The sequence below is a fragment of the Nocardioides sp. zg-1230 genome (assembly GCF_013155335.1).
In the GTDB taxonomy this organism is placed as follows: domain Bacteria; phylum Actinomycetota; class Actinomycetes; order Propionibacteriales; family Nocardioidaceae; genus Nocardioides.
On record NZ_JABJQZ010000008.1, the window covers coordinates 639,852 to 660,789 of the forward strand.

The 20,938-nt window shown below is 71.9% G+C and carries 21 protein-coding genes and 1 tRNA gene; 6 read left to right on the plus strand and 16 right to left on the minus strand.

Annotated elements, in window-relative coordinates; genetic code table 11:
• Window positions 1-4: 4 nt before the first annotated feature.
• Complete coding sequence (locus HOO61_RS22420; RefSeq protein ID WP_172262040.1) at window positions 5-451, minus strand: hypothetical protein; 447 nt, start codon at window positions 449-451, stop codon at window positions 5-7.
• Window positions 448-1,854, minus strand: coding sequence for a cystathionine beta-synthase (locus HOO61_RS22425; protein ID WP_172262042.1), 1,407 nt, complete (start codon window positions 1,852-1,854; stop codon window positions 448-450). The genes HOO61_RS22420 and HOO61_RS22425 overlap by 4 nt, the downstream gene beginning before the upstream one ends.
• A 62-nt stretch (window positions 1,855-1,916) precedes the next feature.
• Here HOO61_RS22425 and HOO61_RS22430 point away from each other — a divergent pair, with 62 nt between their 5' ends.
• Window positions 1,917-2,999 (plus strand): GDSL-type esterase/lipase family protein, encoded by a 1,083-nt coding sequence (locus tag HOO61_RS22430; RefSeq protein WP_172262044.1) that lies wholly within the window; start codon window positions 1,917-1,919, stop codon window positions 2,997-2,999.
• 269 nt (window positions 3,000-3,268) lie between these two features.
• Here the strand turns inward: HOO61_RS22430 and HOO61_RS22435 are convergent, their stop codons facing one another.
• From HOO61_RS22435 to eno, 9 genes are all read right to left on the minus strand, one after another.
• Window positions 3,269-4,138 carry a Bax inhibitor-1/YccA family protein gene (locus tag HOO61_RS22435; RefSeq protein WP_172262046.1) on the minus strand — a complete coding sequence of 290 codons (870 nt, stop codon included), beginning with the start codon at window positions 4,136-4,138 and terminating at the stop codon, window positions 3,269-3,271.
• Window positions 4,139-4,303: 165 nt separating this feature from the next.
• Window positions 4,304-4,377, minus strand: a tRNA-Leu gene (locus tag HOO61_RS22440).
• Between the two features lie 28 nt (window positions 4,378-4,405).
• Window positions 4,406-4,963: a peptide deformylase gene (gene def / locus HOO61_RS22445; protein ID WP_172262048.1), complete on the minus strand. Its 558-nt coding sequence runs from the start codon at window positions 4,961-4,963 to the stop codon at window positions 4,406-4,408.
• A gap of 11 nt (window positions 4,964-4,974) precedes the next feature.
• On the minus strand, window positions 4,975-5,493 hold the full coding sequence (locus tag HOO61_RS25100) for an ACT domain-containing protein (RefSeq protein WP_172262050.1): 519 nt from the start codon (window positions 5,491-5,493) through the stop codon (window positions 4,975-4,977).
• Window positions 5,494-5,505: 12 nt separating this feature from the next.
• On the minus strand, window positions 5,506-6,339 hold the full coding sequence (locus HOO61_RS22455; RefSeq protein ID WP_172262052.1) for a uracil-DNA glycosylase: 834 nt from the start codon (window positions 6,337-6,339) through the stop codon (window positions 5,506-5,508).
• Complete coding sequence (locus tag HOO61_RS22460; RefSeq protein WP_172262054.1) at window positions 6,336-7,268, minus strand: exopolyphosphatase; 933 nt, start codon at window positions 7,266-7,268, stop codon at window positions 6,336-6,338. Before HOO61_RS22460 ends, HOO61_RS22455 begins: the two co-directional genes overlap by 4 nt.
• A 4-nt stretch (window positions 7,269-7,272) precedes the next feature.
• Window positions 7,273-7,797 (minus strand): DUF501 domain-containing protein, encoded by a 525-nt coding sequence (locus HOO61_RS22465; RefSeq protein ID WP_367650285.1) that lies wholly within the window; start codon window positions 7,795-7,797, stop codon window positions 7,273-7,275.
• A gap of 35 nt (window positions 7,798-7,832) precedes the next feature.
• The gene (locus tag HOO61_RS22470; RefSeq protein ID WP_172255712.1) at window positions 7,833-8,456 is read right to left on the minus strand and encodes a septum formation initiator family protein; all 624 of its coding nucleotides are present in this window, start codon (window positions 8,454-8,456) and stop codon (window positions 7,833-7,835) included.
• Between the two features lie 19 nt (window positions 8,457-8,475).
• Window positions 8,476-9,753 (minus strand): phosphopyruvate hydratase, encoded by a 1,278-nt coding sequence (gene eno, locus HOO61_RS22475; RefSeq protein WP_172255715.1) that lies wholly within the window; start codon window positions 9,751-9,753, stop codon window positions 8,476-8,478.
• A 102-nt stretch (window positions 9,754-9,855) separates the two neighbouring features.
• On the opposite strand from eno, the gene HOO61_RS22480 reads away from it, so the two are divergent.
• The 3 genes from HOO61_RS22480 to HOO61_RS22490 all read left to right on the plus strand — a co-directional run bounded on the left by HOO61_RS22480 (window position 9,856) and on the right by HOO61_RS22490 (window position 13,655).
• A complete protein-coding gene (locus tag HOO61_RS22480) occupies window positions 9,856-10,671 on the plus strand; it encodes a helix-turn-helix domain-containing protein (protein WP_172255718.1) in 816 nt (271 codons plus the stop codon).
• A complete protein-coding gene (locus tag HOO61_RS22485; protein ID WP_172255721.1) occupies window positions 10,668-11,900 on the plus strand; it encodes an APC family permease in 1,233 nt (410 codons plus the stop codon). The genes HOO61_RS22480 and HOO61_RS22485 overlap by 4 nt, the downstream gene beginning before the upstream one ends.
• A 318-nt stretch (window positions 11,901-12,218) precedes the next feature.
• Window positions 12,219-13,655, plus strand: coding sequence for an HNH endonuclease signature motif containing protein (locus HOO61_RS22490; protein ID WP_172255724.1), 1,437 nt, complete (start codon window positions 12,219-12,221; stop codon window positions 13,653-13,655).
• A gap of 142 nt (window positions 13,656-13,797) precedes the next feature.
• Here HOO61_RS22490 and HOO61_RS22495 read toward each other — a convergent pair whose 3' ends face one another.
• The 5 genes from HOO61_RS22495 to mfd all read right to left on the minus strand — a co-directional run bounded on the left by HOO61_RS22495 (window position 13,798) and on the right by mfd (window position 19,223).
• Complete coding sequence (locus tag HOO61_RS22495; protein ID WP_172255728.1) at window positions 13,798-14,085, minus strand: hypothetical protein; 288 nt, start codon at window positions 14,083-14,085, stop codon at window positions 13,798-13,800.
• A 91-nt stretch (window positions 14,086-14,176) separates the two neighbouring features.
• A complete protein-coding gene (locus HOO61_RS22500) occupies window positions 14,177-14,464 on the minus strand; it encodes a hypothetical protein (protein WP_172255731.1) in 288 nt (95 codons plus the stop codon).
• A gap of 20 nt (window positions 14,465-14,484) precedes the next feature.
• Window positions 14,485-14,919 carry a MazG nucleotide pyrophosphohydrolase domain-containing protein gene (locus HOO61_RS22505; RefSeq protein ID WP_367649959.1) on the minus strand — a complete coding sequence of 145 codons (435 nt, stop codon included), beginning with the start codon at window positions 14,917-14,919 and terminating at the stop codon, window positions 14,485-14,487.
• Window positions 14,920-14,923: 4 nt separating this feature from the next.
• Complete coding sequence (locus HOO61_RS22510) at window positions 14,924-15,604, minus strand: hypothetical protein (RefSeq protein ID WP_172255734.1); 681 nt, start codon at window positions 15,602-15,604, stop codon at window positions 14,924-14,926.
• 4 nt (window positions 15,605-15,608) lie between these two features.
• Window positions 15,609-19,223: a transcription-repair coupling factor gene (gene mfd / locus HOO61_RS22515; protein ID WP_172255737.1), complete on the minus strand. Its 3,615-nt coding sequence runs from the start codon at window positions 19,221-19,223 to the stop codon at window positions 15,609-15,611.
• 157 nt (window positions 19,224-19,380) lie between these two features.
• Here mfd and HOO61_RS22520 point away from each other — a divergent pair, with 157 nt between their 5' ends.
• Both HOO61_RS22520 and HOO61_RS22525 read left to right on the plus strand, forming a co-directional pair.
• Entirely contained in the window at window positions 19,381-20,094 is a 714-nt protein-coding gene (locus HOO61_RS22520; protein WP_172255740.1) for a hypothetical protein, read from the plus strand.
• A gap of 101 nt (window positions 20,095-20,195) precedes the next feature.
• The gene (locus tag HOO61_RS22525; protein WP_172255743.1) at window positions 20,196-20,870 is read left to right on the plus strand and encodes a hypothetical protein; all 675 of its coding nucleotides are present in this window, start codon (window positions 20,196-20,198) and stop codon (window positions 20,868-20,870) included.
• The last annotated feature ends 68 nt before the right edge of the window (window positions 20,871-20,938 follow it).

The window sequence follows — 20,938 nt, forward strand, 5'->3', positions numbered from 1 at the left end:
CACGTCAGCCGGAGGTCGTCTCGCGGCCGTACTCCTGCACCACGACCGCGTCGTAGTCCTCGGGCATCGTGGCGCTGAGGCCCGGGCAGACCAGCTGCTGCGACTGGTCGGGAAGCATCTTGCGGGCCGAGCAGTTGACCGTCGCGACCTCGGAGCCGTCGGCGGAGAACACCATCTCGAACAGGGCCGCCCGCTCCTCGTCGGAGGTGTTCTTGATGGTGCCGGTCACCTCAGGGGTGACGACCTCCTCCATGCTGACCGAGCGCTCGATCGCCTTGAGCTCCCAGCCGTCCTCGACGGCGAAGCCGTTCCAGGTGAAGGCCTTGCCGACCTCCACCTCGACCGGGTCGGTGCTCGTGCTGGCGGCGTCGTCGTCGCTGCAGGCGCCGAGCGCACCGAGGCACGCGAGGACGACCAGCGCGGTCGCCAGCCGCGTCGTACCGCGCCTCACGAGGCGGCCACGAAGGTGAGCAGGTCCTGCCGGGTCAGCACGCCGATGGGCTTGCCGTCCTCGTGGACCAGCACCGCGTCGGCGTGCTCGAGCAGCTTCACGGCGTCGGCCGCGGCCTCGGTCGAGCCGATGGTCGGCAGCGCCTCGGACATGTGGTCCTCGACCTGGTCGGTCAGCTTGGCCGTGCCGCCGAAGAGGGCGTCGAGCAGGGTGCGCTCCGACACCGACCCCGCCACCTCGGCGGCCACGATCGGCGGCTCGGCGCGGACGACGGGCATCTGGCTGACGCCGTACTCCTGCAGGATGTGGACCGCCTCGGCGATCGTCTCGCCCGGGTGAGTGTGCACCAGGTCGGGGAGCTGGCCCGACTTGCCGCGCAGCACCTCACCGACGGTGCGGTGGTCGGCCTGCGCGCCGGTGGCGAAGCCGTACTGGGCGAGCCAGTCGTCGTTGAAGACCTTGGTCAGGTAGCCGCGACCGGAGTCGGGCAGCAGGACGACGATGACGGCGTCGGTGCGTCCCTCGACGGCGAGCTCGTGGGCGACCTGACGGGCGGCGAAGGCCGCCATTCCGGCGGAGCCGCCGACCAGCATGGCCTCCTCGCGCGCGAGGCGACGCGTGAAGGCGAAGGAGTCGGCGTCGGAGACCTCGATGACGCGGTCGGCCACGCCGCGGTCGTAGGTCTCGGGCCAGAAGTCCTCACCGACGCCCTCGACGAGGTAGGGCCGGCCGGTGCCGCCGGAGTAGACCGATCCGGCCGGGTCGGCGCCGATGACCTGGATGTCCTGGTTCTGCTCCTTGAGGTAGCGCCCGACGCCGCTGATCGTGCCGCCGGTGCCCATGCCCGTGACGAAGTGGGTGATCTTCCCCTCCGTCTGCTCCCAGATCTCCGGACCGGTGGTCTCGTAGTGGGAGCGCGGGTTGTGCGGGTTGGAGTACTGGTCGGGCTTCCAGGCGCCGGGCTGGGAGGCGAGCCGGTCGCTGACGTTGTAGTAGGAGTCGGGGTGCTCCGGCGCGACCGCGGTCGGGCAGACCACGACCTCGGCGCCGTACGCCTTGAGCACGTTGCGCTTGTCCTCGCTGACCTTGTCGGGGCACACGAAGATGCACTTGTAGCCCTTCTGCTGGGCCACCATCGCGAGGCCGACGCCGGTGTTTCCGGAGGTCGGCTCGACGATCGTGCCGCCGGGCTGCAGCTCACCGGAGGCCTCGGCGGCCTCTATCATCCGTGACGCGATGCGGTCCTTCACCGACCCGCCGGGGTTGAGGTACTCCACCTTCGCGAGGACCAGCGGGCCGTCGGCGCCGCCGTCCGCACCTCCTCCGGGGAGGTCGAGGGTCCGGCTGAGCCGGACGAGCGGGGTGTTGCCGATCAGGTCGAGGAGCGAGTTCACGTACTGCACCCGGCCAATCTAGCTGTCTACTCGTCCGTAGCCGTCACTGCCGGTTGCGTAGCATCGGGGCCGTGGGGGCAACTGGAGCAGCACGCAAGCTGGCATCGGCCGCGGCCCTGGGCGGCGGCGGGCTCTCCGTGCTCGGAGCCGGGCTCTACGGCGTCCTGGTCGCCGAGGCGAAGATCGCGAGGCGGCTGATCGGCAACGCGACCGACGTACCCCCGCAGGCGACGGGCTGGTACGGCCGCGGCCGGCCGGGCCCGGCGATCCGCATCGCCCTGCTCGGCGACTCCGGGGCGGCCGGCTACGGCGTGCACCGGGTCGAGGACACCACCGGAGCCCACCTCGCCACGGGCGTCGCGGCCCAGGCCGACCGCCGGGTGCACCTGCGATCCTTCGCCCAGGTCGGCGCCCAGTCCAGCGCGCTGGCCGACCAGGTCGACGCGGCACTGGCCACGCACCCCGACCTCGCGGTCGTGATCATCGGCGCCAACGACGTCACCCACACCGTGCTGCCTTCGGCCTCGGTCCGCCACCTCGCCGAGGGCGTACGACGCCTGCGCGAGGAGGACATCGCCGTCGTGGTCGGGACGTGCCCCGACCTCGGCACCGTCCGCCCCATCCCCCAGCCGCTCAAGCAGGTGGCGCGCGAGTGGTCGCGCCGGCTCGCGGCCGCGCAGACCATCACCGTCGTGGAGAACGGTGGCCGGTCGGTCTCCCTCGGCGACATCCTCGGCCCGGAGTTCGACGCAGCACCCGCGCTGCTGTTCGGTCCCGACCGCTTCCACCCCTCGGCCGACGGCTACAAGCAGCTCGCGTCGGTGCTCATCCCCTCGTGCCTGGCAGCGCTCGACCTCCTCCCCGAGGACGAGGCCATGCCCGAGCCGCGCCGCCGCGAGGGCATCCTCCCGGTCGCGGCCGCCGCGGTGCGCGCAGCTCGTACGGCCGGCACCGAGGTCGACGGCACCGAGGTCGGCGGCACCCAGCGCGGCCTCCGTGGCCGCTGGGTCGAGCTGCGCCACCGCCGCCGCCGTCCCTCCACCGACGCCGAGTCGCCCGGTGAGCACGAGGACGCGGTGGAGGACCCCTCCGCATCGGCCCCCGCCTCTACCCCCACCTCCACCCCCACCTCCGCACCCGTGGGCGGTGAGTGAGGCAGCTTCTCGGGCCGCGGAACCTGCGTGGCTCACCGCTCGTACAGGCCGAGCGGTGGCGGAGCCACATTCTCGACGCGACGAACGTGGGTGGACCACCGCTCGGCCGCCAAGACACGTGTCGTACGCCGGCGCCGGTGGCGGAGCCACATTCTCTTCGCGGCGAGTGTGGGTGGACCACCGCTCGCGTCGGCGTCACCCGAAATGCCGGCGGCCCGCCCGAGCTGAGCTCGAGCGGGCCGGCGGAGTGGAACGGTGGAACGGGTGGATCAGTCGCCACGCATGATCGCGAGGATCCGGAGCAGGTTGGTGTAGATCCAGACCAGGCTCACGGTCAGCGCGAAGGCCGCGCGCCACGACTCGCGCTCGGGGAGGCCGGCGGCGACGCCGTTCTCCACGAAGTCGAAGTCGAGGATCAGCATGAAGACACCGAGCACGAGGCCGGCGATCGCCATGACGAGGCCGAGGGCACCGAAGCCGAACAGGCCGGTCTGGATGCCGAAGAAGCTGAGCACGATCGACAGCAGGCCGAGGCCCACCATGCCGAACATGCCCGCGATCACGAACGTGCGGAACTTGGCGCCGACCTTGATGTCGAAGAACTTGTAGGCGGCCAGCGTGCCGACGAAGGCGGCGAACGTGCCGAGGACGGCCTGGGTGACGATGCCGTCGCCGAACTGGGCGTCGAACACCTTGCTGATCGCACCGAGGGCGACGCCCTCGACAGCGGCGAAGGCCAGCACCAGCGCCGGGCTGATCACGCGCTTGAAGCTGTTGGCCAGCGAGAGCAGGAAGGCGGCACCGGCGCCGAGCATCGCCAGCGTCAGCGCCCGGCTGTAGGCCTCCTGGCTGACGCCGTTGACGTCCACGATGTCGCCGATCCACCACCAGGTGGCGAAGGCAGTGGCGAAGACGACCGCAATGGCGATCGCGGTCTTCTGGACGACCGAGTCGACCGTCATCCGGCCCTGGTCCACCTGCCCCGGAGTGCCGGTGCCCCACTGCGAGGGGTCGGTGCCGGCGTCGCCGTAACCGGGGTAGGACGCGCCGCCGGCGGGGTAGGTCTGGTTGCCGTAGGCGTTGGAGGAAGCTCGGTTGAACTCCTCGGAACGGGCAAAGACAGGGTTGTTGCTTCTCATGGTCTCTCCTTGGAGGCCGCCCCCGGAGGTTCCGGAGGGTCGACGCCGTCGCGGTGACGACGCCTGTCGTGTCACCTCACTCTAGCCGGGGTGACACCACTTCAAACGTGGGCCGACGTCGCGCTGTTCCCGTCACAGCAACTTCTCAGGTTGCAGCGTGTCGGGTGCCCCGGCTGGGGTTCGAACCCAGACTGTGCGGTTTTTAAGACCGCTTCCTCTACCGGTTGGGATACCGGGGCGGCGACCTGCAGGCAGGTCAGGGATGGTTCAGAGGTAGGTCTTCCGAGCGTAGACGGCGTGCGCCCCGGCCGCGCGGTCGAGGAAGAGCAACCCGTCGCAGTGGTCGATCTCGTGCTGCAGCGCCCGCGCCTCGAACGCCTCCGCCTCGAGCTCGACCTCCTCGCCGGAGCCGGGCAGCTGGCCGCGTACGACGATGCGGCTGGGGCGCTTGACGTCGCCGGTGAAGTCGGGGACCGACATGCACCCCTCGCGCGCCTTCTCGTTGCGGCTGCCGGAGACGACCTCGGCGTTGCAGAGCACGAAGGTGCCGTGGTGCTCGCGGGTCTTGGGGTGCTCGGACACGTCGACGCAGAACACCTTGGCGCCCACGCCGACCTGGGGCGCGGCCAGGCCCACGCAGCCGGGCGAGACTCGCATGGTGGCCACGAGGTCGGCCGCAAGGCGTACGACGTCGGGCGAGGTCGGGTCGACCGTCTCGCCGACGGTGGAGAGCACGGTCGCGGGTGCGCGGACGACCTCGCGCCGTTCCCCGGCCACGCCGAGGTCGGTCTCGGTCCACTCCAGGACCCGGGTGTTGACGGCCATGACGGGGGCGCTCAGAGCTCGTCGGTGTCGGCCGCGCGGAGCGTGACGCCCACCCCGAGGTCGGCGACGACGCGTGTCAGCTCGCCCTCGACGGCGGCCACGTCGGCGCCCGCCGGCAGGTCGACCTCGGCGACGAGGAGGTAGAGGTCGCCGGCGAGACGGGTGGTGAGGTCGGTGATGTTGCCGCCGACACCCGCGATGACCGCGACGACGGCCGACACGATGCCGGGACGGTCACCGCCGTGGACCGACAGCACCCACGACGTCCCGTCACCGGCCTCCACGTGCTCGGCGGGCACCTCCCGGACGGTCACGGTGAGGCTGCCGTCAGCCGTGAGGGGCGCGAGGGCCTGCTCGATCTCCGCGTCGGCCACCGAGCCCTCGCACACCAGCATCATGGCGAAGTGGCCGCGCAGCAGCGTCATCGTCGAGTCCTCGAGGTTGAGACCCAGCCCGGCCAGCTTCTCGGTGGTCTCGGCGATGATGCCGGGACGGTCGTGGCCGAGGACGGTGATGGCGTGGAGGGTCACCGCGCCATTGTGTCAGCGCCCCGCCCCCGCCAGCGCCCGTGCCCGTGTGAACACCTCGTCGGTCATCTCGCGGGTGAGCCGACGGGTGTAGGTGTTGTGGGGAGAGGGGTGGTAGCAGCCGAGCAGGGTCACGTCGCCCAGCACCACCTCCGCCCCGTGGGCGAACTTCGGCCGTCGTTCCGGCGCGGGTGCGCCGGCTGCGACCAGCGAGCGCACCGCCCCTTCCCAGCCGAACGCACCGAGCGCGACGACGGCGCGCACCGTGGGGAGCAGCGCGAGCTCGGCGGCGATCCAGGGTGCGCAGGTGTCGCGCTCGACCGCGGTCGGCTTGTTCTCGGGCGGCGCGCAGCGGACGGTGGCGATCATCCGCGCGTCGAGGAGGCGCTGCCCGTCGCCCGCGTGGTGGCTCGTGGGCTGGGCGGCCCAGCCCGTGCGGTGCAGGCTCGCGAACAGCCAGTCGGCGCTCGGGTCACCGGTGAAGATCCGGCCGGTCCGGTTGCCACCGTTGGCCGCCGGGGCCAGTCCCACGACGAGCAGCGACGGCTCGGGGTCGCCCCAGCCCGGGATCGGCCGCCCCCAGTAGGGCTGATCGGCGAACGACGCCCGCTTCTCGACCGCGACCCCCTCGCGCCACGCGACCAGCCGCGGGCACGCCGAGCACACGCTCACCCGAGCGTCGAGCTCGGCCAGCGGGGCGCCGTGGGCGAGACGTCGTACGTCGTCGGCGTCGCGCGCGACGGGCGTGTCGGGCGCGCCGGGGTCGTCGGGCCACCCCGCACCCGGAGCGACCGGACTGGTGAACGCCCCGCCGACGACCGGGTGCGGGAGGAGGACCGGCTCGGTCATCGTGCGATCGCCGCGGCCATGCCGTGCAGGATGTCGGCCTCGGAGACGACGTGCTCCATGACCGGCACACGGTCGAGGATGCGGGTCCAGATGAGGGCGCCCGCGCCGATGACGTCGGCGCGACCGGGGTGCATGTAGGGCAGCGCCCGTCGCTCCTCGACCGTCATGGCGAGCAGGTCGGCGACGTAGGCGGCACTGGCGGCGTTGGGCAGGACTGCCAGGTCGAAGGCCTCGCGGTCGTAGGAGGCCAGCCCCAGGACGCCGCACGCGATGGTCTTGATGGTGCCCGAGGTGCCGATGACGGTGCGGGCCTGCCCCAGCCGGATGCCGGACTCGTCGAGGTGCCGGTCGATGTCGGCGACGCAGGCCGCGACCTCGTCGGCGCCCGGCGGGTCGCCGTGCAGGTGGCGCTCGTGGAGCCGGACGGAGCCGATGTCCATCGACACCGCCTGCCGGTCGTCGCCGTGGCCCAGCACCAGCTCGGTGGACCCGCCGCCGATGTCGACGACGAGCACCGGCTCGGGCGGCATCGGGACCTGCGCGGCGATGGCGCCGGCGTAGACCAGCGCCGCCTCCTCGTCGCCCGACAGCACCTCCGGCTCGATGCCGAGGCGACGTCGTACGCCCTCGGCGAAGACCGCAGCGTTGCTCGCGTCGCGGGTGGCGGACGTGGCACAGAAGCGCAGCCGCTCGGGTGGGACGTCGTGGTCGCGCAGCACCTCGGCGAACTCGTCGATCGCCGCGAACGTGCGCTCCAGGGCCTCGTCGGCCAGCACGCCCGTGCGGTCGACGCCCTGGCCGAGGCGTACGACGCGGGAGTCGCGCAGCGCGACGTCGAGCCGGCCGTCGTCGCGCACGGTCCCGATGAGGACCTTGATGGAGTTGGTCCCGCAGTCGATGGCCGCGACGGTCGTCCCGAGGGTGCTCATCGGGTCATTGTGCAGCCCCGTCGTCGAGCAGGGGCCGCTCGACGCACGGACCCGACGCCCACCAGTCCCCCAGCAGGTCGAGGACCTCGTCACCGAGCGGGTTGACCCCGCGCCCCATCGCGAGGGACTGCCCGGCGAGGACGTGGAGGCACTTGACCCGGTCGGGCATCCCACCGGCGGAGATGCCGTCGATCTCGGGGACGTCGAGCCCGGCCCGGTCCCCCACCTCGGCGCGGACCTCGAGGTAGCGCTCGTGCGCGCTGCGGTAGGCAGCAGCGAGCTCCTCGTCGGTGCCGAGGCGGTCCTGCATCTCCTTCATCAGCCCGGAGCCCTCGAGCGTGCCGATGCGCGAGGCCGCGCGGGGGCAGGTCAGGTAGAAGGTCGTCGGGAAGGGCGTGCCGTTGGGCAGCCGCGGCTCGGTCGTCACCACGTCGGGGTTGCCGCAGGGGCACCGGTGCCCGACGGAGTCGATGCCGCGGGGCCGGCGCCCGAGCTGGGCGTGGATGGCGGCCTCGTCGACCGGGTCGATCGTGTGATCACCGGTGTGATCGTCCTTGCGGTTGCTCACTGCTGCGTTCCGTCGATCATCTCGGCAGGTTCCTCGTCGGGCGGGGGTGGGTTGCCGGCCAGCTCCATCGACTCCCAGGCCGACGTCCACCAGGCCTTGGGCACCGTCTTGATCACGTCGTCCGGGTCGTTGAGCGACGCCTGGGCCTCGAGGGGCTTGCCGTCGGCCCCGATGACCTCGAACCCGGCCTCGCCCGGCATCAGGTAGCCGAACCGCGCGCGGGCCTGGGCCTTGACGTAGGCCGGGTCGTCCCAGCGAGCCTTCTCCCGCTCGAGGTCGTTGATGCTGGCCTCGCGCTCGGCGATCTGCGCCTTGAGGTCACCGATGTGGGAGCGCTGCTGGAGGTAGGCCCGCAGCGACGACGCGTAGGACACGGTCAGCACCGCGAGCACGAGCACCAGCACCGCGGCGCGCCCCGTGAACCGCGGTCGACGCGCGGTGCCGCGCGGGGCGGCAGGTCGCACCGACCCGGCGACCGGCTCCACGGTGCGCGCGGACGTCGTACGCGTCCCGGCCGCCCGCGGTCGTGAGCCGCGGGCGCCGGGGTGCGTGCTGGAGCCCTGCCTCGGACCGCGCGACCCACCGGGCCCGCCCCGAGGCGTACGGCGCTGGGAAGGCATGCAGGCCAGTCTGCCTGCTTCAGCCGCCGAATCGCGGGAAGGCACCCCGCCCGGCGTAGCGAGCCGCGTCACCCAGCTCGTCCTCGATGCGGAGCAGCTGGTTGTACTTCGCGACGCGGTCCGAACGGGCCGGCGCACCGGTCTTGATCTGGCCGCAGTTGGTGGCAACGGCCAGGTCGGCGATCGTGGTGTCCTCGGTCTCGCCGGAGCGGTGGCTCATCATGTTGCGGAAGCCGGCGCGGTGGGCCAGCTCGACCGCGTCGAGGGTCTCGGTGAGCGACCCGATCTGGTTGACCTTGACCAGCATCGCGTTGGCCTGGCCGCCGTCGATGCCGCGCTGCAGCCGTTCGACGTTGGTGACGAACAGGTCGTCGCCGACGATCTGGGTCATGCCACCGAGGTTCTCCGTGATGGCCCTCCAGCCGTCCCAGTCCTCCTCGTCGAGCGGGTCCTCGAGAGAGACGATCGGGTAGCTGGCGACGAGGTCGGCGTAGTAGGTGACCATCTCGTCGCTGCCCTGCTTCTTCCCCTCGAAGGTGTAGGACTTCTTGTCGAAGAACTCGCTCGCGGCGACGTCCATCGCGAGCGCGATGTCCTTGCCGAGGGCGAAGCCGGCGGACTTGACCGCCTCGGCGATCAGGTCCAGCGCGGCGCGGTTGCTCTCGAGGTTCGGGGCGAAGCCGCCCTCGTCGCCGAGCCCGGTCGACAGGCCCTTCTTCTTCAGCACCGCCTTGAGGGCGTGGTAGACCTCGGCGCCCTGCTGGAGTGCCTCGCGGAAGGTCGCCGCGCCGATCGGGGCGATCATGAACTCCTGCACGTCGACGTTGGAGTCGGCGTGGGAGCCGCCGTTGAGGATGTTCATCATCGGCACGGGCAGCAGGTGGGCGTTGGGCCCGCCGACGTAGCGGAACAGCGGCAGGCCGGCCGACTCCGCGGCGGCCTTGGCGGTGGCCAGCGAGACGCCGAGGATCGCGTTGGCGCCGAGCTTGGCCTTGTTGGCGGTGCCGTCGAGGTCGAGCATCGTCTGGTCGATGAGGCGCTGGTCGTCCGCGTCGAGCCCGACGACGGCGCCGGCGATCGAGTCGATGACGCCGTCGACGGCCTTCTGCACGCCCTTGCCGAGGTAGCGCTTGCCGCCGTCGCGGAGCTCCACCGCCTCGAACGCACCGGTCGAGGCGCCGCTGGGCACGGCCGCTCGACCGAACGCTCCGTCCTCGAGCAACACCTCCACCTCGACGGTGGGGTTGCCGCGCGAATCGAGGATTTCGCGGGCACCGACTGCAGCGATGATCGACATGGCAGAGCTCCTGATGGGGGACGTCCTGGGTCGGCAGCCAGCCTAGCCACGTCGTACGCCGACGTCGCCGGGGTGTCCGTCCGCACCGCTAGCGTGCGGCGCGTGCCCACCCCCGCCGACCACCTGCGCGCCCTCGTCGACCGCGCCGTGCGGGCCGAGGAGGACGACGAGACCGGCGAGCGGCTGCGCCGGGCGATGGCCGGCGAGTCGCCGGCGCGGTTCACCGGCCGCCTCGTGCTCGAGCGGGCGGCGCACCAGGTGGCGACGACCGACCACACCCTCCGCGACATCGCGACCGAGTCCGGCTTCGACGGCTACGACGTCTTCGCGCGCGCCTTCCGGCGCGAGCTCGGCGCCCTGCCGTCGCAGTGGCGCGCCGACCCGACGTCGCACCTCATCGACGCACCGGGTGACGCCCACGTTCACCCACCGGACGGCGTCCGGCTGCCCGCGCGGTGGAGGATCGACTCCGTGGACCTGGTCGTCGAGATGGCTCAGCGCCACGTGCGCGTGGTGGCGGGCCTCGTCGAGGCCGCCCGTCAGGTGCCCCGCCCCGAACTCGACCGGCCGGCCGAGGACGGCACCCTGCGCTCCGCCCTCACGTCGGCGGTCGGGGAGCTGGCAGCCCTGATCGCGCTGGTCCGCGAGACCGAGGTCCACGCGCCTGCCGACGACGAGTCCCTCACGGAGCTGAGCGACCGGCTGGCCCGGGTGGGCCCCGACTTCGTCGACTCCGTCGCCCTGCTGGGCGCGACCGGGCGCTTCGACGAGGCGTTCGTCGACGCGTTCCGACCCGCCCCGACCGCGACGTCGTACGGCACGAGGGTCACCCGGACGCTCACCGACGCCGACGGCACGCTCCTGCTGGCCCGCACCCGGCTCCGCGCGTGCGGCGTCGACTGGCCGGTGCCGGCATGAGCGCCCAGCCGGAGCTCGCCCGTCGGCTCGGCACCACGGACGCGGTCGTCGTCGGGCTGAGCGCGATGCTCGGGGCGGGCGTCTTCGTCGCCTTCGCCCCGGCCGCGGAGGCCGCCGGGCGCGGGCTCCTCGTGGGGCTCGCGGTCGCGGCCGTCATCGCTTTCTGCAACGCCGTCGCGTCGGCCCAGCTCGCCTCGTCCTACCCCGCGTCGGGCGGCACCTACCTCTTCGGTCGTGAGGTCCTCGGCCCCTGGTGGGGCTTCCTGGGGGGGTGGGGGTTCGTCGTCGGCAAGACCGCCTCGTGCGCCGCCATGGCCATGACCTTCGCCGCGTACGCCGCCCCCGGCGCGGGCGCGTGGCAGCGCGCCCTTGCCGCGCTCGCGGTCGTGGCGTTCACCGTCCTCAACCTGCGTGGCGTCACCCGCACCGCGACCGCCGCCAAGGTCCTCCTGGTCGCCACCCTCGTCGTCCTCACCGGCTTCCTGGCCCTCGTCGCGACGGGCGACGGCGAGCCGGTCGACCGGCTCGCCGCGACCGGCGGCGCGTGGGGCGTCCTGCAGGCGGCCGGCCTGCTCTTCTTCGCCTTCGCCGGCTACGCCCGGATCGCCACCCTCGCCGAGGAGGTCCGGCGCCCGGAGGTCCTCGGTCGCGCGATCCTGCTCGCCCTCGGCACCGCGGTCGTGCTCTACCTGCTCGTTGCGCTGGCCCTGGTGCAGGTCCTCGGCGACGCCCTCCCCACCTCCACGGTCCCGGTCGCCGACGCGACGGCAGCGCTCGGCGCCGACTGGGCGGTCCCGCTCGTCCGGATCGGCGCGGCCGCGGCCGCCCTCGGTGCCCTGCTGGCCCTGCTGGCCGGGGTCGGGCGTACGACGCTCGCGATGGCGCGCGAGCGTGACCTGCCCGGCCCCCTCGCCTCCGTCGACGAGCGGCACCGGGTCCCCGACACCGCCCAGGTCGTCATCGGCGTCGCCGTGGTGGCGCTGGTGCTGCTCGCCGACCTGCGCGGTGCGATCGGCTTCTCGTCGTTCGGGGTGCTCGTCTACTACGCCGTCGCCAACCTCTCCGCCCTGCGCCAACCACCCGAGCAGCGCCGGTGGCCGCGCGGGCTGCAGGTGCTGGGCCTGGTCGGGTGCCTGGCGATGGCCTGCGCGCTGCCGCTCGGCTCCGTGCTCGCGGGGCTCGCGGTCTTCGCGGTCGGCGTGGTGGGTCGATTGGTGGCGCGGCGCTGAGCCGACGCGCCTGACGTCCACACCCATGACGCCCGAGGCGCTGCGCGCCATCGCACCGTAGGCAGACTCCATGGGGTCAGGAACCGTCACGCGCAGATGCCGCGAGGCGCGGCTGCGACCAGGAAGCACGCGAGCTGGCCCTCGGCGGGCGTGCCGAGGATCTGCGGCCTCAGTGGGGGCCGGCGCCGCCCGAGACAGCCAGAAGTGTCACCACCAAACACGCTCGCTGTGTCACCGGTGTCCTGACACAGAACTGTCACCGATGTCTTGAGACATCACACTGGGCGACTGTCGGTGGGCTTCCTTAGAATCGAACACATGAGCGAAGCGCTGACAGAGGTGAAGGCAGGTGGGGTCGAGGACCTCACCGCCACCGACCTGCTGCGCGCGATCCGCTCCTCGCGCGAGATCGAGCACGCCGAAGCCGCCCGCCAGCTCGTCCTCGCCGCGGCGTGGGCGGACTTGCATCCGCCGGAGTCGATCCATGACGCCGCGTCGTTCAGCGCGGCGGGGTGGGAGCACGAGGAGCCCATCGCCGGTGAAGGGGCCCCGTTGGTGGCGGAGTTCTGCGTAGCCGAGCTCGGCGGGGTGCTCGGGATGTCGTCGACCGCCGCGAAGAGGCTCATCGGCCATGCGTTGGAGCTGCGTCACCGACTGCCCCGGCTGTGGGCGCAGGTCCAGGCCGGCCGGGTTGCGGCGTGGAAGGCCCGGGCGGTGGCCGAGGCCACGATCCACTCGGCGCCCTCGTTGACGCGTGTGGCCGCGGGCTTTGTGGATGCGCAGGTCGCTGCGGTCGCGGGTCGGGTGGGTCCGGCGCAGCTGGACCGGTTGGTCGCGGAGGCGATCAAGCGTCACGACCTCGCCGAGGCTGATCCGACCCAGGATCCGGAGGACGGCTACCTCTACGTCGACCCGCGTCACGTCACGATCGACACCCAGGACGTGCACTTCGCGGGCACGATGCGCATCGAGGCCGACGTCGACATCGCTGACGCCCTCGACCTCGACCGTGCGGTGGCGCGCGGCGCCGAGACGCAGAAGGCCCTCGGGTCCGCACTGCCCCTTGATGCTCGACGGGCCAAGGCCCTCGGCGACCTCGCCCGCACCCAGACCGCCCTCGACCTCGCCGAAGCCGGCACCGACCCGCAGCAGCTGCCGGCAGCACGGGAGGTCGTCCTCCACGCCCACTTCGACGCCCACTTCGACGCCCACTTCGACGGCGACACCACCGTCTTCGGGCCCACCGGACGGCTCGAGGAAGGGCAGCGGCTGGTCCTGCTCGAGCAGGTGAAGTCATGGTGCGCCGACTCCCGGACCAAGGTCACGATCAAGCCGGTCATCGACCTCAACACCCAGCTGGCCACCGACGCCTACGCCGTGCCGGACCGGATCCGTGAGCAGGTCATCCTCAGAGACAGAACGTGCGTGTTCCCGTGGTGCACCCGGTCCGCCCGGCGCTGCGACATCGACCACGTCATCCCCTACGACCCCGACGCCGCAGCTGAGGGCAGACCCCAGCCCGGCCCCACCCGGAGCGACAACCTCGCCTGCCTGTGCCGCTTCCACCACCGGTTGAAGACGCACTCGCCCTGGCGCTACGAGATGGTCGCGCCCGGAGTGTTCGAGTGGACCAGTCCCCACGGGCACCGCTACCGCCGCGACCACACCGGCACCACCCCGATCGACGACCCAGAACCACCCGGCCCACCCGATCCGGTCGACGTCGTACACATCCCCCGACCCCGACGACCATGACCCCGCCCCACACCCCGCCACCCACCCGGTGACGGGGCGAACGGCCTGTCCGGGAGGCAACGCCGATCGTCGGCACTGCTGTTGCCGGCACCGATGTCACCACGCGGCCTTTCGTGCGATCCGAGCGGCGTCTCCGCGTTCCTCACGCGGCCTGCACGGCGGCCTGGTCATTCGGTGTCCCGGTGCGGACCGGAGCGAGCGTGCGCAGGCATGTCGACGAAGCGATGCGGGTGAGGACCGACCTCGCCAGGACACTGACTCCGGCAGCCATGTGCGCCGAGAGGGAGTCCATGGCCTCGAGCGCTCGCGTCTCGCGCAACACCTGCGCCCAGGCCGCTCGTAGAAGGTGACCATCGGGCGACGGGGCGGCCGAGCCGGAGCCGTTGTCGTTGATGCCGGGACCGGCCGTCGCGCTGTCGAGGTTGCGCACGTTGTCGGGGGTTGACTACGCCGCGCCTTTCCCCACCCCCTCACCGGGCCATGAGCCCACGAGCCAGGCTGCCGACGAACCGTCGTCTGCCCTAGCGTCCGCCGATCGGCGTCACCACGGACCAATCGAGGGGGCACACCCACATCCCGTGCGAGCCGTCGACGCTCGCGCGTAGCGGGTGGTTCTCGGGATGGGCCGGGCACCGCGGCCAGTTGGTGCGCGCAGGACGCCAGAGCTGGTCCTCGATAGCCCATTCCTGGACCTGGTCCGCCACCTCGGCGATGCGCTCGGCGAGGGGGGCTGCGAGCCGCACGGACAGCCCCGATCCGGTGCCGTCCGAGCTCCACATCATGGTCGAGGCGTACCCCGGGTCGCCCATCCAGTCGACGCCGTCACCAGTCAGGTCTGAGCCGGCCCGGCGACGTCCGGTTGCTGTGTGTTCCGCACCTTCTCGGCCTTCTCGGCGGCCTTGGCGGCGTTCCACAGCTCCATCACCTCGGCCACGTCGGCGGCGACCGCGTCGCCGAAGACATGGGGGTTGCGCCGTTCCATCTTGGCGATCACCCCGCGGGCGACGTCGTCGAGGGTGAACTCGCCCGCCTCCTCGGCGATCACCGCGTGGATGAACACCTGCAGCAGCAGGTCGCCCAGCTCGTCGCACAACGCGGCCGGGTCACCCGACTCGATCGCCTCGACGACCTCCTCAGCCTCCTCCCGCACGTAGGGGATCAGCGAGGTGTGGGTCTGCTCGCGCTTCCACGCGCACTCGCGCTGCAGCACCCGCATCTGCTCCGCGAAGTCCTCGAGGGCCGAGCTGCCGGTCGTGGCGCTCACGGGCTCAGCCGCACCGGTGGCTGACCGGCAGCGTCTCCGCGAAGGCGGGGTCGGGCTCGGTCGCCGAGCCCGACTTCGCCGTGTCGCTGACCGCCACCGAGGTGGAGGTGTCGACCGGGGACAGCACCCCGTCGACGGTGCGCAGGCCGAAGCGCGGGTCGATCTCGAGGTCGTGGGTGTTGGGCCACTGGTTGAACACGTCGATGCCGGCCTGGGTGGTCTGCTCGGCGGTCGCGTCGGTGACGCCCTGCTCCTCCAGGACGATGCGACCGACCTGGTCGAGGATGTCCTGGGCGTAGGCCGAGGTGGACGCGAGCTCGACGTAGTCGTCGCGGACCTCCTCGGGCTGGGCCTCCGCCGCGGTCTCGCGCTGCGCGACGTCGTTGTAGTAGGTCGAGCCCGGCTCCACGCCGTAGTCGTCGGCGATCTGCGAGGCCTGCGAGCGCAGCGTCAGCAGCTGGACGACGTACTGGCGCACGAAGCCCATCGGCACCGCCGACTCGAGCTCCCCCACCGCGGTGCAGTAGTTGGTCGTGACCGCATCGACGTGGCGGGTGCTGATCTCCTCGTCGCCGACCTTGACCGCGACACCGGGGCTCGCGCTGCCGCAGCCGGTCAGCAGCAGTCCTGCGAGGGCCACCATCACCGAGGTGGGCGCGGCCGACATCCGGCGGGTCTTGCTCACGGGGTCACTCCTTGGTCGATGCGGTCGAGGCGGCGACGGGCGCCGGGGCGGCGATGATGTCGTCGATCACACCGCGGGCCCATTCAAGCAGGGCCACGCCCGCCACCGGGCGCACGGGGAAGCCGCTCCCCTGCGGGCGCGGCACCAGGATCGTGCTGGTGGGAGCCTTGACGACGCTCTTGGGGTGCAGCCGCTGGAGGCGTACGACGCGCGACTCGGGGAGGTCGACGGGTGCGAACCGGACGTACTTGCCGGCCACCGTCACCTCGCCGACCCCGACCTGGCGGCACCGCGCGCGGAAGCGCGCGACGACGAGCAGCGACTCCACGACCTCGGGCGGGTTGCCGTAGCGGTCGAGCAGCTCGGCGCGGACCTCGTCGACGTCGGCGTCGGTGCGCACCTCGGCCAGCCGCTTGTAGATCTCGAGCCGCAGCCGCTCGCTGGGGATGTAGTCGTGGGGCAGGTGGGCGTCGACCGGCAGCTCGATGCGCACCTCCGCGAGCTCCTCCTCGGCGCCACCCTTGAAGTCGGCGACCGCCTCGCCGACGAGCCGGACGTAGAGGTCGAAGCCGACGTCGGCGATGTGGCCGGACTGCTCGCCGCCGAGCAGGTTGCCCGCGCCGCGGATCTCGAGGTCCTTCATCGCGATGGCCATGCCGCCGCCGAGGTCGGAGTGCTGGGCGAGCGTCGCGAGCCGCTCGTGGGCGGTCTCGGTCAGCGGCTTCTCCGCCGGGTAGAGGAAGTAGGCGTAGGCCCGCTCGCGGGAGCGGCCGACGCGGCCACGCAGCTGGTGCAGCTGGGAGAGGCCGAGGGTGTCGGAGCGCTCGATGATCATCGTGTTGGCGTTGGAGACGTCGAGGCCCGACTCGACCAGCGTCGTGCAGACGAGCACGTCGAAGCGCTTCTCCCAGAAGTCGAGCATCACCTGCTCGAGCTGGCGCTCGTTCATCTGGCCGTGCGCGGTCGCCACCCGTGCCTCCGGCACGAGCTCCCTGATCCGGGCCGCGGCCTTCTCGATCGACTGCACGCGGTTGTGGATGTAGAAGACCTGGCCCTCGCGCAGCAGCTCGCGACGCACGGCGGCGACGACCTGGCGGTCCTCGTAGGCGCCGACGTAGGTCAGCACCGGGTGCCGTTCCTCCGGCGGGGTGGTGATCGTCGACATCTCGCGGATGCCGGTCACCGCCATCTCCAGCGTGCGCGGGATCGGCGTCGCGCTCATGGACAGCACGTCGACCGACGTGCGCATCCGCTTCATCTGCTCCTTGTGCTCGACGCCGAAGCGCTGCTCCTCGTCGACGATGATCAGGCCGAGGTCCTTGACCTTGATGTCGGGGTTGAGCAGGCGGTGGGTGCCCACGACGATGTCGATCGACCCGTCGGCGAGGCCGGCGACGACCTCCTTGGCCTCCTTGTCGGTCTGGAAGCGTGAGAGGCCCTTGATGACGACGGGGAAGCCGCTCATCCGCTCCGAGAACGTCGACAGGTGCTGCGTGACGAGCAGGGTGGTCGGCACCAGCACCGCCACCTGCTTGCCGTCCTGCACCGCCTTGAACGCGGCGCGGACCGCGATCTCGGTCTTGCCGTAGCCGACGTCGCCGCACACCAGCCGGTCCATCGGCACGACCTGGCGCATGTCGGCCTTGACCTCGTCGACCGTCGTGAGCTGGTCGACGGTCTCGGTGAACGGGAACGCGTCCTCGAGCTCGCGCTGCCACGGGGTGTCGGGGCCGTAGGCGTGGCCCTTCGTCGCCTGCCGGGCGGCGTAGAGCTTGATCAGCTCGGCGGCGATCTCCCGGACCGCGCGCCGGGCCTTGTTCTTGCGCTTGGTCCAGTCGCCGCCGCCGAGGCGGTCGAGGCTGGGGTTCTCGCCGCCGACGTAGCGGGTGACCTGGTCGAGGGTGTCGGCCGGGACGTAGAGCATGTCGTTGGGTCCGCCGCGCTTGCTGGGGCCGTACTCCAGGACGAGGTACTCCCGCACCGCGCCACCGATCTCACGCTGCTTCATCTCCACGAAGCGGCCGACGCCGTGCTGCTCGTGCACCACGTAGTCGCCGGCCTTGAGCTCGAGCGGGTCGATCTGCTTCTTGCGCCGCGCCGGCATGCGGTTGCGCAAGTCCCGGGTCGAGCCAACTGATGACGAGAGGTCGTCGCCCGTGACGACCGCGACCCTCGCCTCGTCGTCGACGATGCCGTGCACGAGGTGGCCGCACGTCACGGTCACCACGTTGGGCCCGGCGGTCTCGCCCTCCTCGACGAGGCGGGCGGCGACGTCGTTCTCGCCGAGCAGCTCGACGAAGCGCTGGGCCGGTCCGTGTCCGGCGTGCACGACCACGACGTCGACGCCGTCGGTGACCCAGCCGCGGATGTCGTCCACCGCCTGCTGGAGGTCGCCGCGGTAGGCCTCGGCGGGGTGCGTGGGCAGGGCGCGGCTCGGCACCCCGGCCGTCTGGGCGTCGACGGGCACGTCGCTGGTGTCGATGCCGAAGGGGCTGACGGTCCACCACGCGTGCCCGAGGCCGAGCGCGTGGAGCCGCACGTCGGCGATCTCACGGTAGGACGCAGCGCCCAGGTCGATCGGCGCCGTGCCGCCCCCGGCCGCCGCGGCCCACGAGGCGCCGAGGAACTCCTCGCTCGTCGCGACCAGGTCGTGCGCGCGGGTGCGGGCGCGCTCGGGGTCGAGGACCAGCACGGTGGTGTCGGCCGGCATCAGGTCGACGAGCAGCTCCATCGAGTCGACCAGCGCGGGCGCGAGCGACTCCATGCCCTCCACGGCGATGCCGGCGGCCATCTTGTCGGTGAGCTCGAGCAGCTGCGGGTGCGCCTGGCCGAGCTCGGCGGCGCGACGTCGTACGTCGTCGGTGAGCAGCAGCTCGCGGCACGGGGGCGCCCAGAGCCGCTCCACGGTCTCGAGGGTGCGCTGGTCGGCGACGGAGAAGGCGCGGATCTCCTCGACGTCGTCGCCGCAGAACTCCACGCGCAGCGGGTGCTCCTCGGTGGGCGGGAAGACGTCGACGATGCCGCCGCGCACCGCGAACTCGCCGCGGCGCTCGACCATGTCGACGCGGGAGTACGCCGCCTCGGCCAGGCCGCGCACGACCTCGTCGAGCGGCCTCGTGTCGCCCGGGGCGAGCTCCACCGGCTCGATGTCGGCGAGCCCCGTGACCTGGGGCTGCAGGAGGCTGCGGATCGGGGCGACGACCACCTTCAGCGGGCCGTTGGCGGCGTCGGTGCCGGGGTGGCGCAGGCGCCGCAGCACGGCGAGACGGCGACCGACCGTGTCGCTGCGCGGGCTCAGGCGCTCGTGGGGCAGCGTCTCCCAGCTCGGGTAGTAGGCGACGGCGTCGGGGTCGACGAGGTCGGCGAGCTCCTCGACGAGGTCCTCGGCCTCGCGGGAGGTGGCGGTGACCGCGAGGACCGTGCGCCCGCGCTCGACGAGTCCGTGGACCACGAAGGGGCGGACCGCGCCGGGCCCGGTCAGGTCGAGCGAGGACTGCACCGCGGCGTCGGCGAGCGCGCCGCCCAGGGTGGGGGCGGCGACGACGCGCCGGGCGACGGCGGCGAGGGGCGTGGACGGCACCGGGGATCCCTTCGAGAGCACGCGGAAGCGCCCCCGCATGAGGAGAGGGCGGGGGAGGGTGAAAGTCTACGGGGGCTGCCCGGACAGGGTTCGTGGGGACAGGGGGTTTGTCCCGTGCGCCTCAGGGGTAGCAACCACCTCAACGCCCGGCGTCGCCGGGCAGGCACAACTTCACCTGAGAGGAACAAACGGGGACATGCGCACCACTCGACTCATCGCGGGCACCGTCAGTGCCGGACTGCTCGGCCTGACGCCGATCGCCATCGCCGCGCCCAGCCAGGCGGCCGACAACCTGACCACCGTGACCACCGCGACGGCCGACCAGACCGCGGTCGCCTACGGCGACGCCGTCTACATCAGCGTCGACGTCCAGGCCTCCGACGGCCTCAGCGCCACGGACGGCACGCCCACGCTCTACGCGATGGAGGCGGGCTCGTCCGCCTGGGTCCCGGTCGCGACCGGCACGTACGCGGGCTCCGACTTCTACCCCGTCGAGCCGAGCATGAACACCACCTACAAGGTGGTCTACAGCGGCTACACCGCGACCACGGCCTACGAGGACACCTACCAGCCGAGCGAGTCGGCCCCGTTCACCGTCGGCGTCGCCCGCGACGTGACGATCGACCGGGCCAAGGCCCGGCTCACGATCAAGGGCAAGGTCAAGCCCGACTACAAGCGGAGCAAGGTCAAGGTCCAGATCAAGAAGGGCAAGAAGTACAAGAAGTTCAAGACGGTCAAGACCAACAAGAAGAGCAAGTTCCAGGTCCGCCTGCCCGCCCCGCGCCGCGGCAACAAGCTCTACTTCAAGATCACCGTCCCGGGCAACGAGAAGTTCCTCGCCTACAGCGAGGTCTGGTACACCTCCAGCTACAAGGCTCCGCTCGCGCGCACCGCTGCCGAGCGCTCCTGATCTGACGCTCCACCTCGTGAGCCAGCGCCACCCGTGAGAAGGTGGCGCTGGCTCACAGCCATTTTCTGACCGGCTCTTCCCATCCCTCGAGGACCAGACACGTGCCCTCCCACCGCTTCGCCGTCCGGGTCCTGGTCGCTGGTGCGCTCACGGGCTCGTCGAGCGTCCTGGTGGCGTCGCCGACCACGGCCGCCGACACGGTGACGACGACGACCGTCGCGCTCCCCGACGCCACCGTCGTCGACTTCCGGGAAACGATCGACATCGATGTCGACGTGGACAGCCAGGACGGCTCCACGCCCACGGACGGCACCACCACGCTCTACGCCATGGAGGCGGGCTCGAGGACCTGGGTGGCCGTCACCACGCAGGACTCCGCGTCGAGCGACTACCTCGAGGTACGGCCGTGGATGACCACGTCGTACAAGGTCGTCTACAACGGTCACACCGCCACGTCAGGTGCGGACGACAGCTACGACACCAGCTCGTCCGAGCCGTTCACCGTCCAGGTCCGGCGCACGATCACCTACCCCAGCGGCGGCTTCGAGGTGGAGGGGCGGGTCAAGCCGCGGTACGGCAACAGGAAGATCGTCATCCGGGTCTCCCGGACCCAGGAGTCCGGCTACGTCAGGTACAAGGCCATCAGGACGGATCGGCGAGGCCGCTACAGCGTCACGCTGCCGCGCCGCAAGGGCACCTGGTTCTGGTCCTTCCGGGTCAAGGGCGACGAGCGCTACCTGCCCACCAGCTTCCAGTGGAAGACCTGGGTCTCCTGACCCGACGGTCCACACGCACCGACACGTGCGACTTTCGAACCCTTTACCGTTCGACTGCCGGACACCTA

Excerpts from the sequence above, each read along its gene's own strand:
- HOO61_RS22500 (WP_172255731.1), bottom strand. The coding sequence starts at position 14,464 with ATGGGCGACCCGGGGTACGCCTCGACCATGATGTGGAGCTCGGACGGC.
- HOO61_RS22470 (WP_172255712.1), bottom strand. The coding sequence starts at position 8,456 with ATGCCTTCCCAGCGCCGTACGCCTCGGGGCGGGCCCGGTGGGTCGCGC.
- HOO61_RS22490 (WP_172255724.1), top strand. The coding sequence starts at position 12,219 with ATGAGCGAAGCGCTGACAGAGGTGAAGGCAGGTGGGGTCGAGGACCTC.
- HOO61_RS22435 (WP_172262046.1), bottom strand. The coding sequence starts at position 4,138 with ATGAGAAGCAACAACCCTGTCTTTGCCCGTTCCGAGGAGTTCAACCGA.
- def (WP_172262048.1), bottom strand. The coding sequence starts at position 4,963 with ATGGCCGTCAACACCCGGGTCCTGGAGTGGACCGAGACCGACCTCGGC.
- mfd (WP_172255737.1), bottom strand. The coding sequence starts at position 19,223 with ATGCGGGGGCGCTTCCGCGTGCTCTCGAAGGGATCCCCGGTGCCGTCC.
- HOO61_RS22455 (WP_172262052.1), bottom strand. The coding sequence starts at position 6,339 with ATGACCGAGCCGGTCCTCCTCCCGCACCCGGTCGTCGGCGGGGCGTTC.
- HOO61_RS22520 (WP_172255740.1), top strand. The coding sequence starts at position 19,381 with ATGCGCACCACTCGACTCATCGCGGGCACCGTCAGTGCCGGACTGCTC.
- eno (WP_172255715.1), bottom strand. The coding sequence starts at position 9,753 with ATGTCGATCATCGCTGCAGTCGGTGCCCGCGAAATCCTCGATTCGCGC.
- HOO61_RS22460 (WP_172262054.1), bottom strand. The coding sequence starts at position 7,268 with ATGAGCACCCTCGGGACGACCGTCGCGGCCATCGACTGCGGGACCAAC.
- HOO61_RS22485 (WP_172255721.1), top strand. The coding sequence starts at position 10,668 with ATGAGCGCCCAGCCGGAGCTCGCCCGTCGGCTCGGCACCACGGACGCG.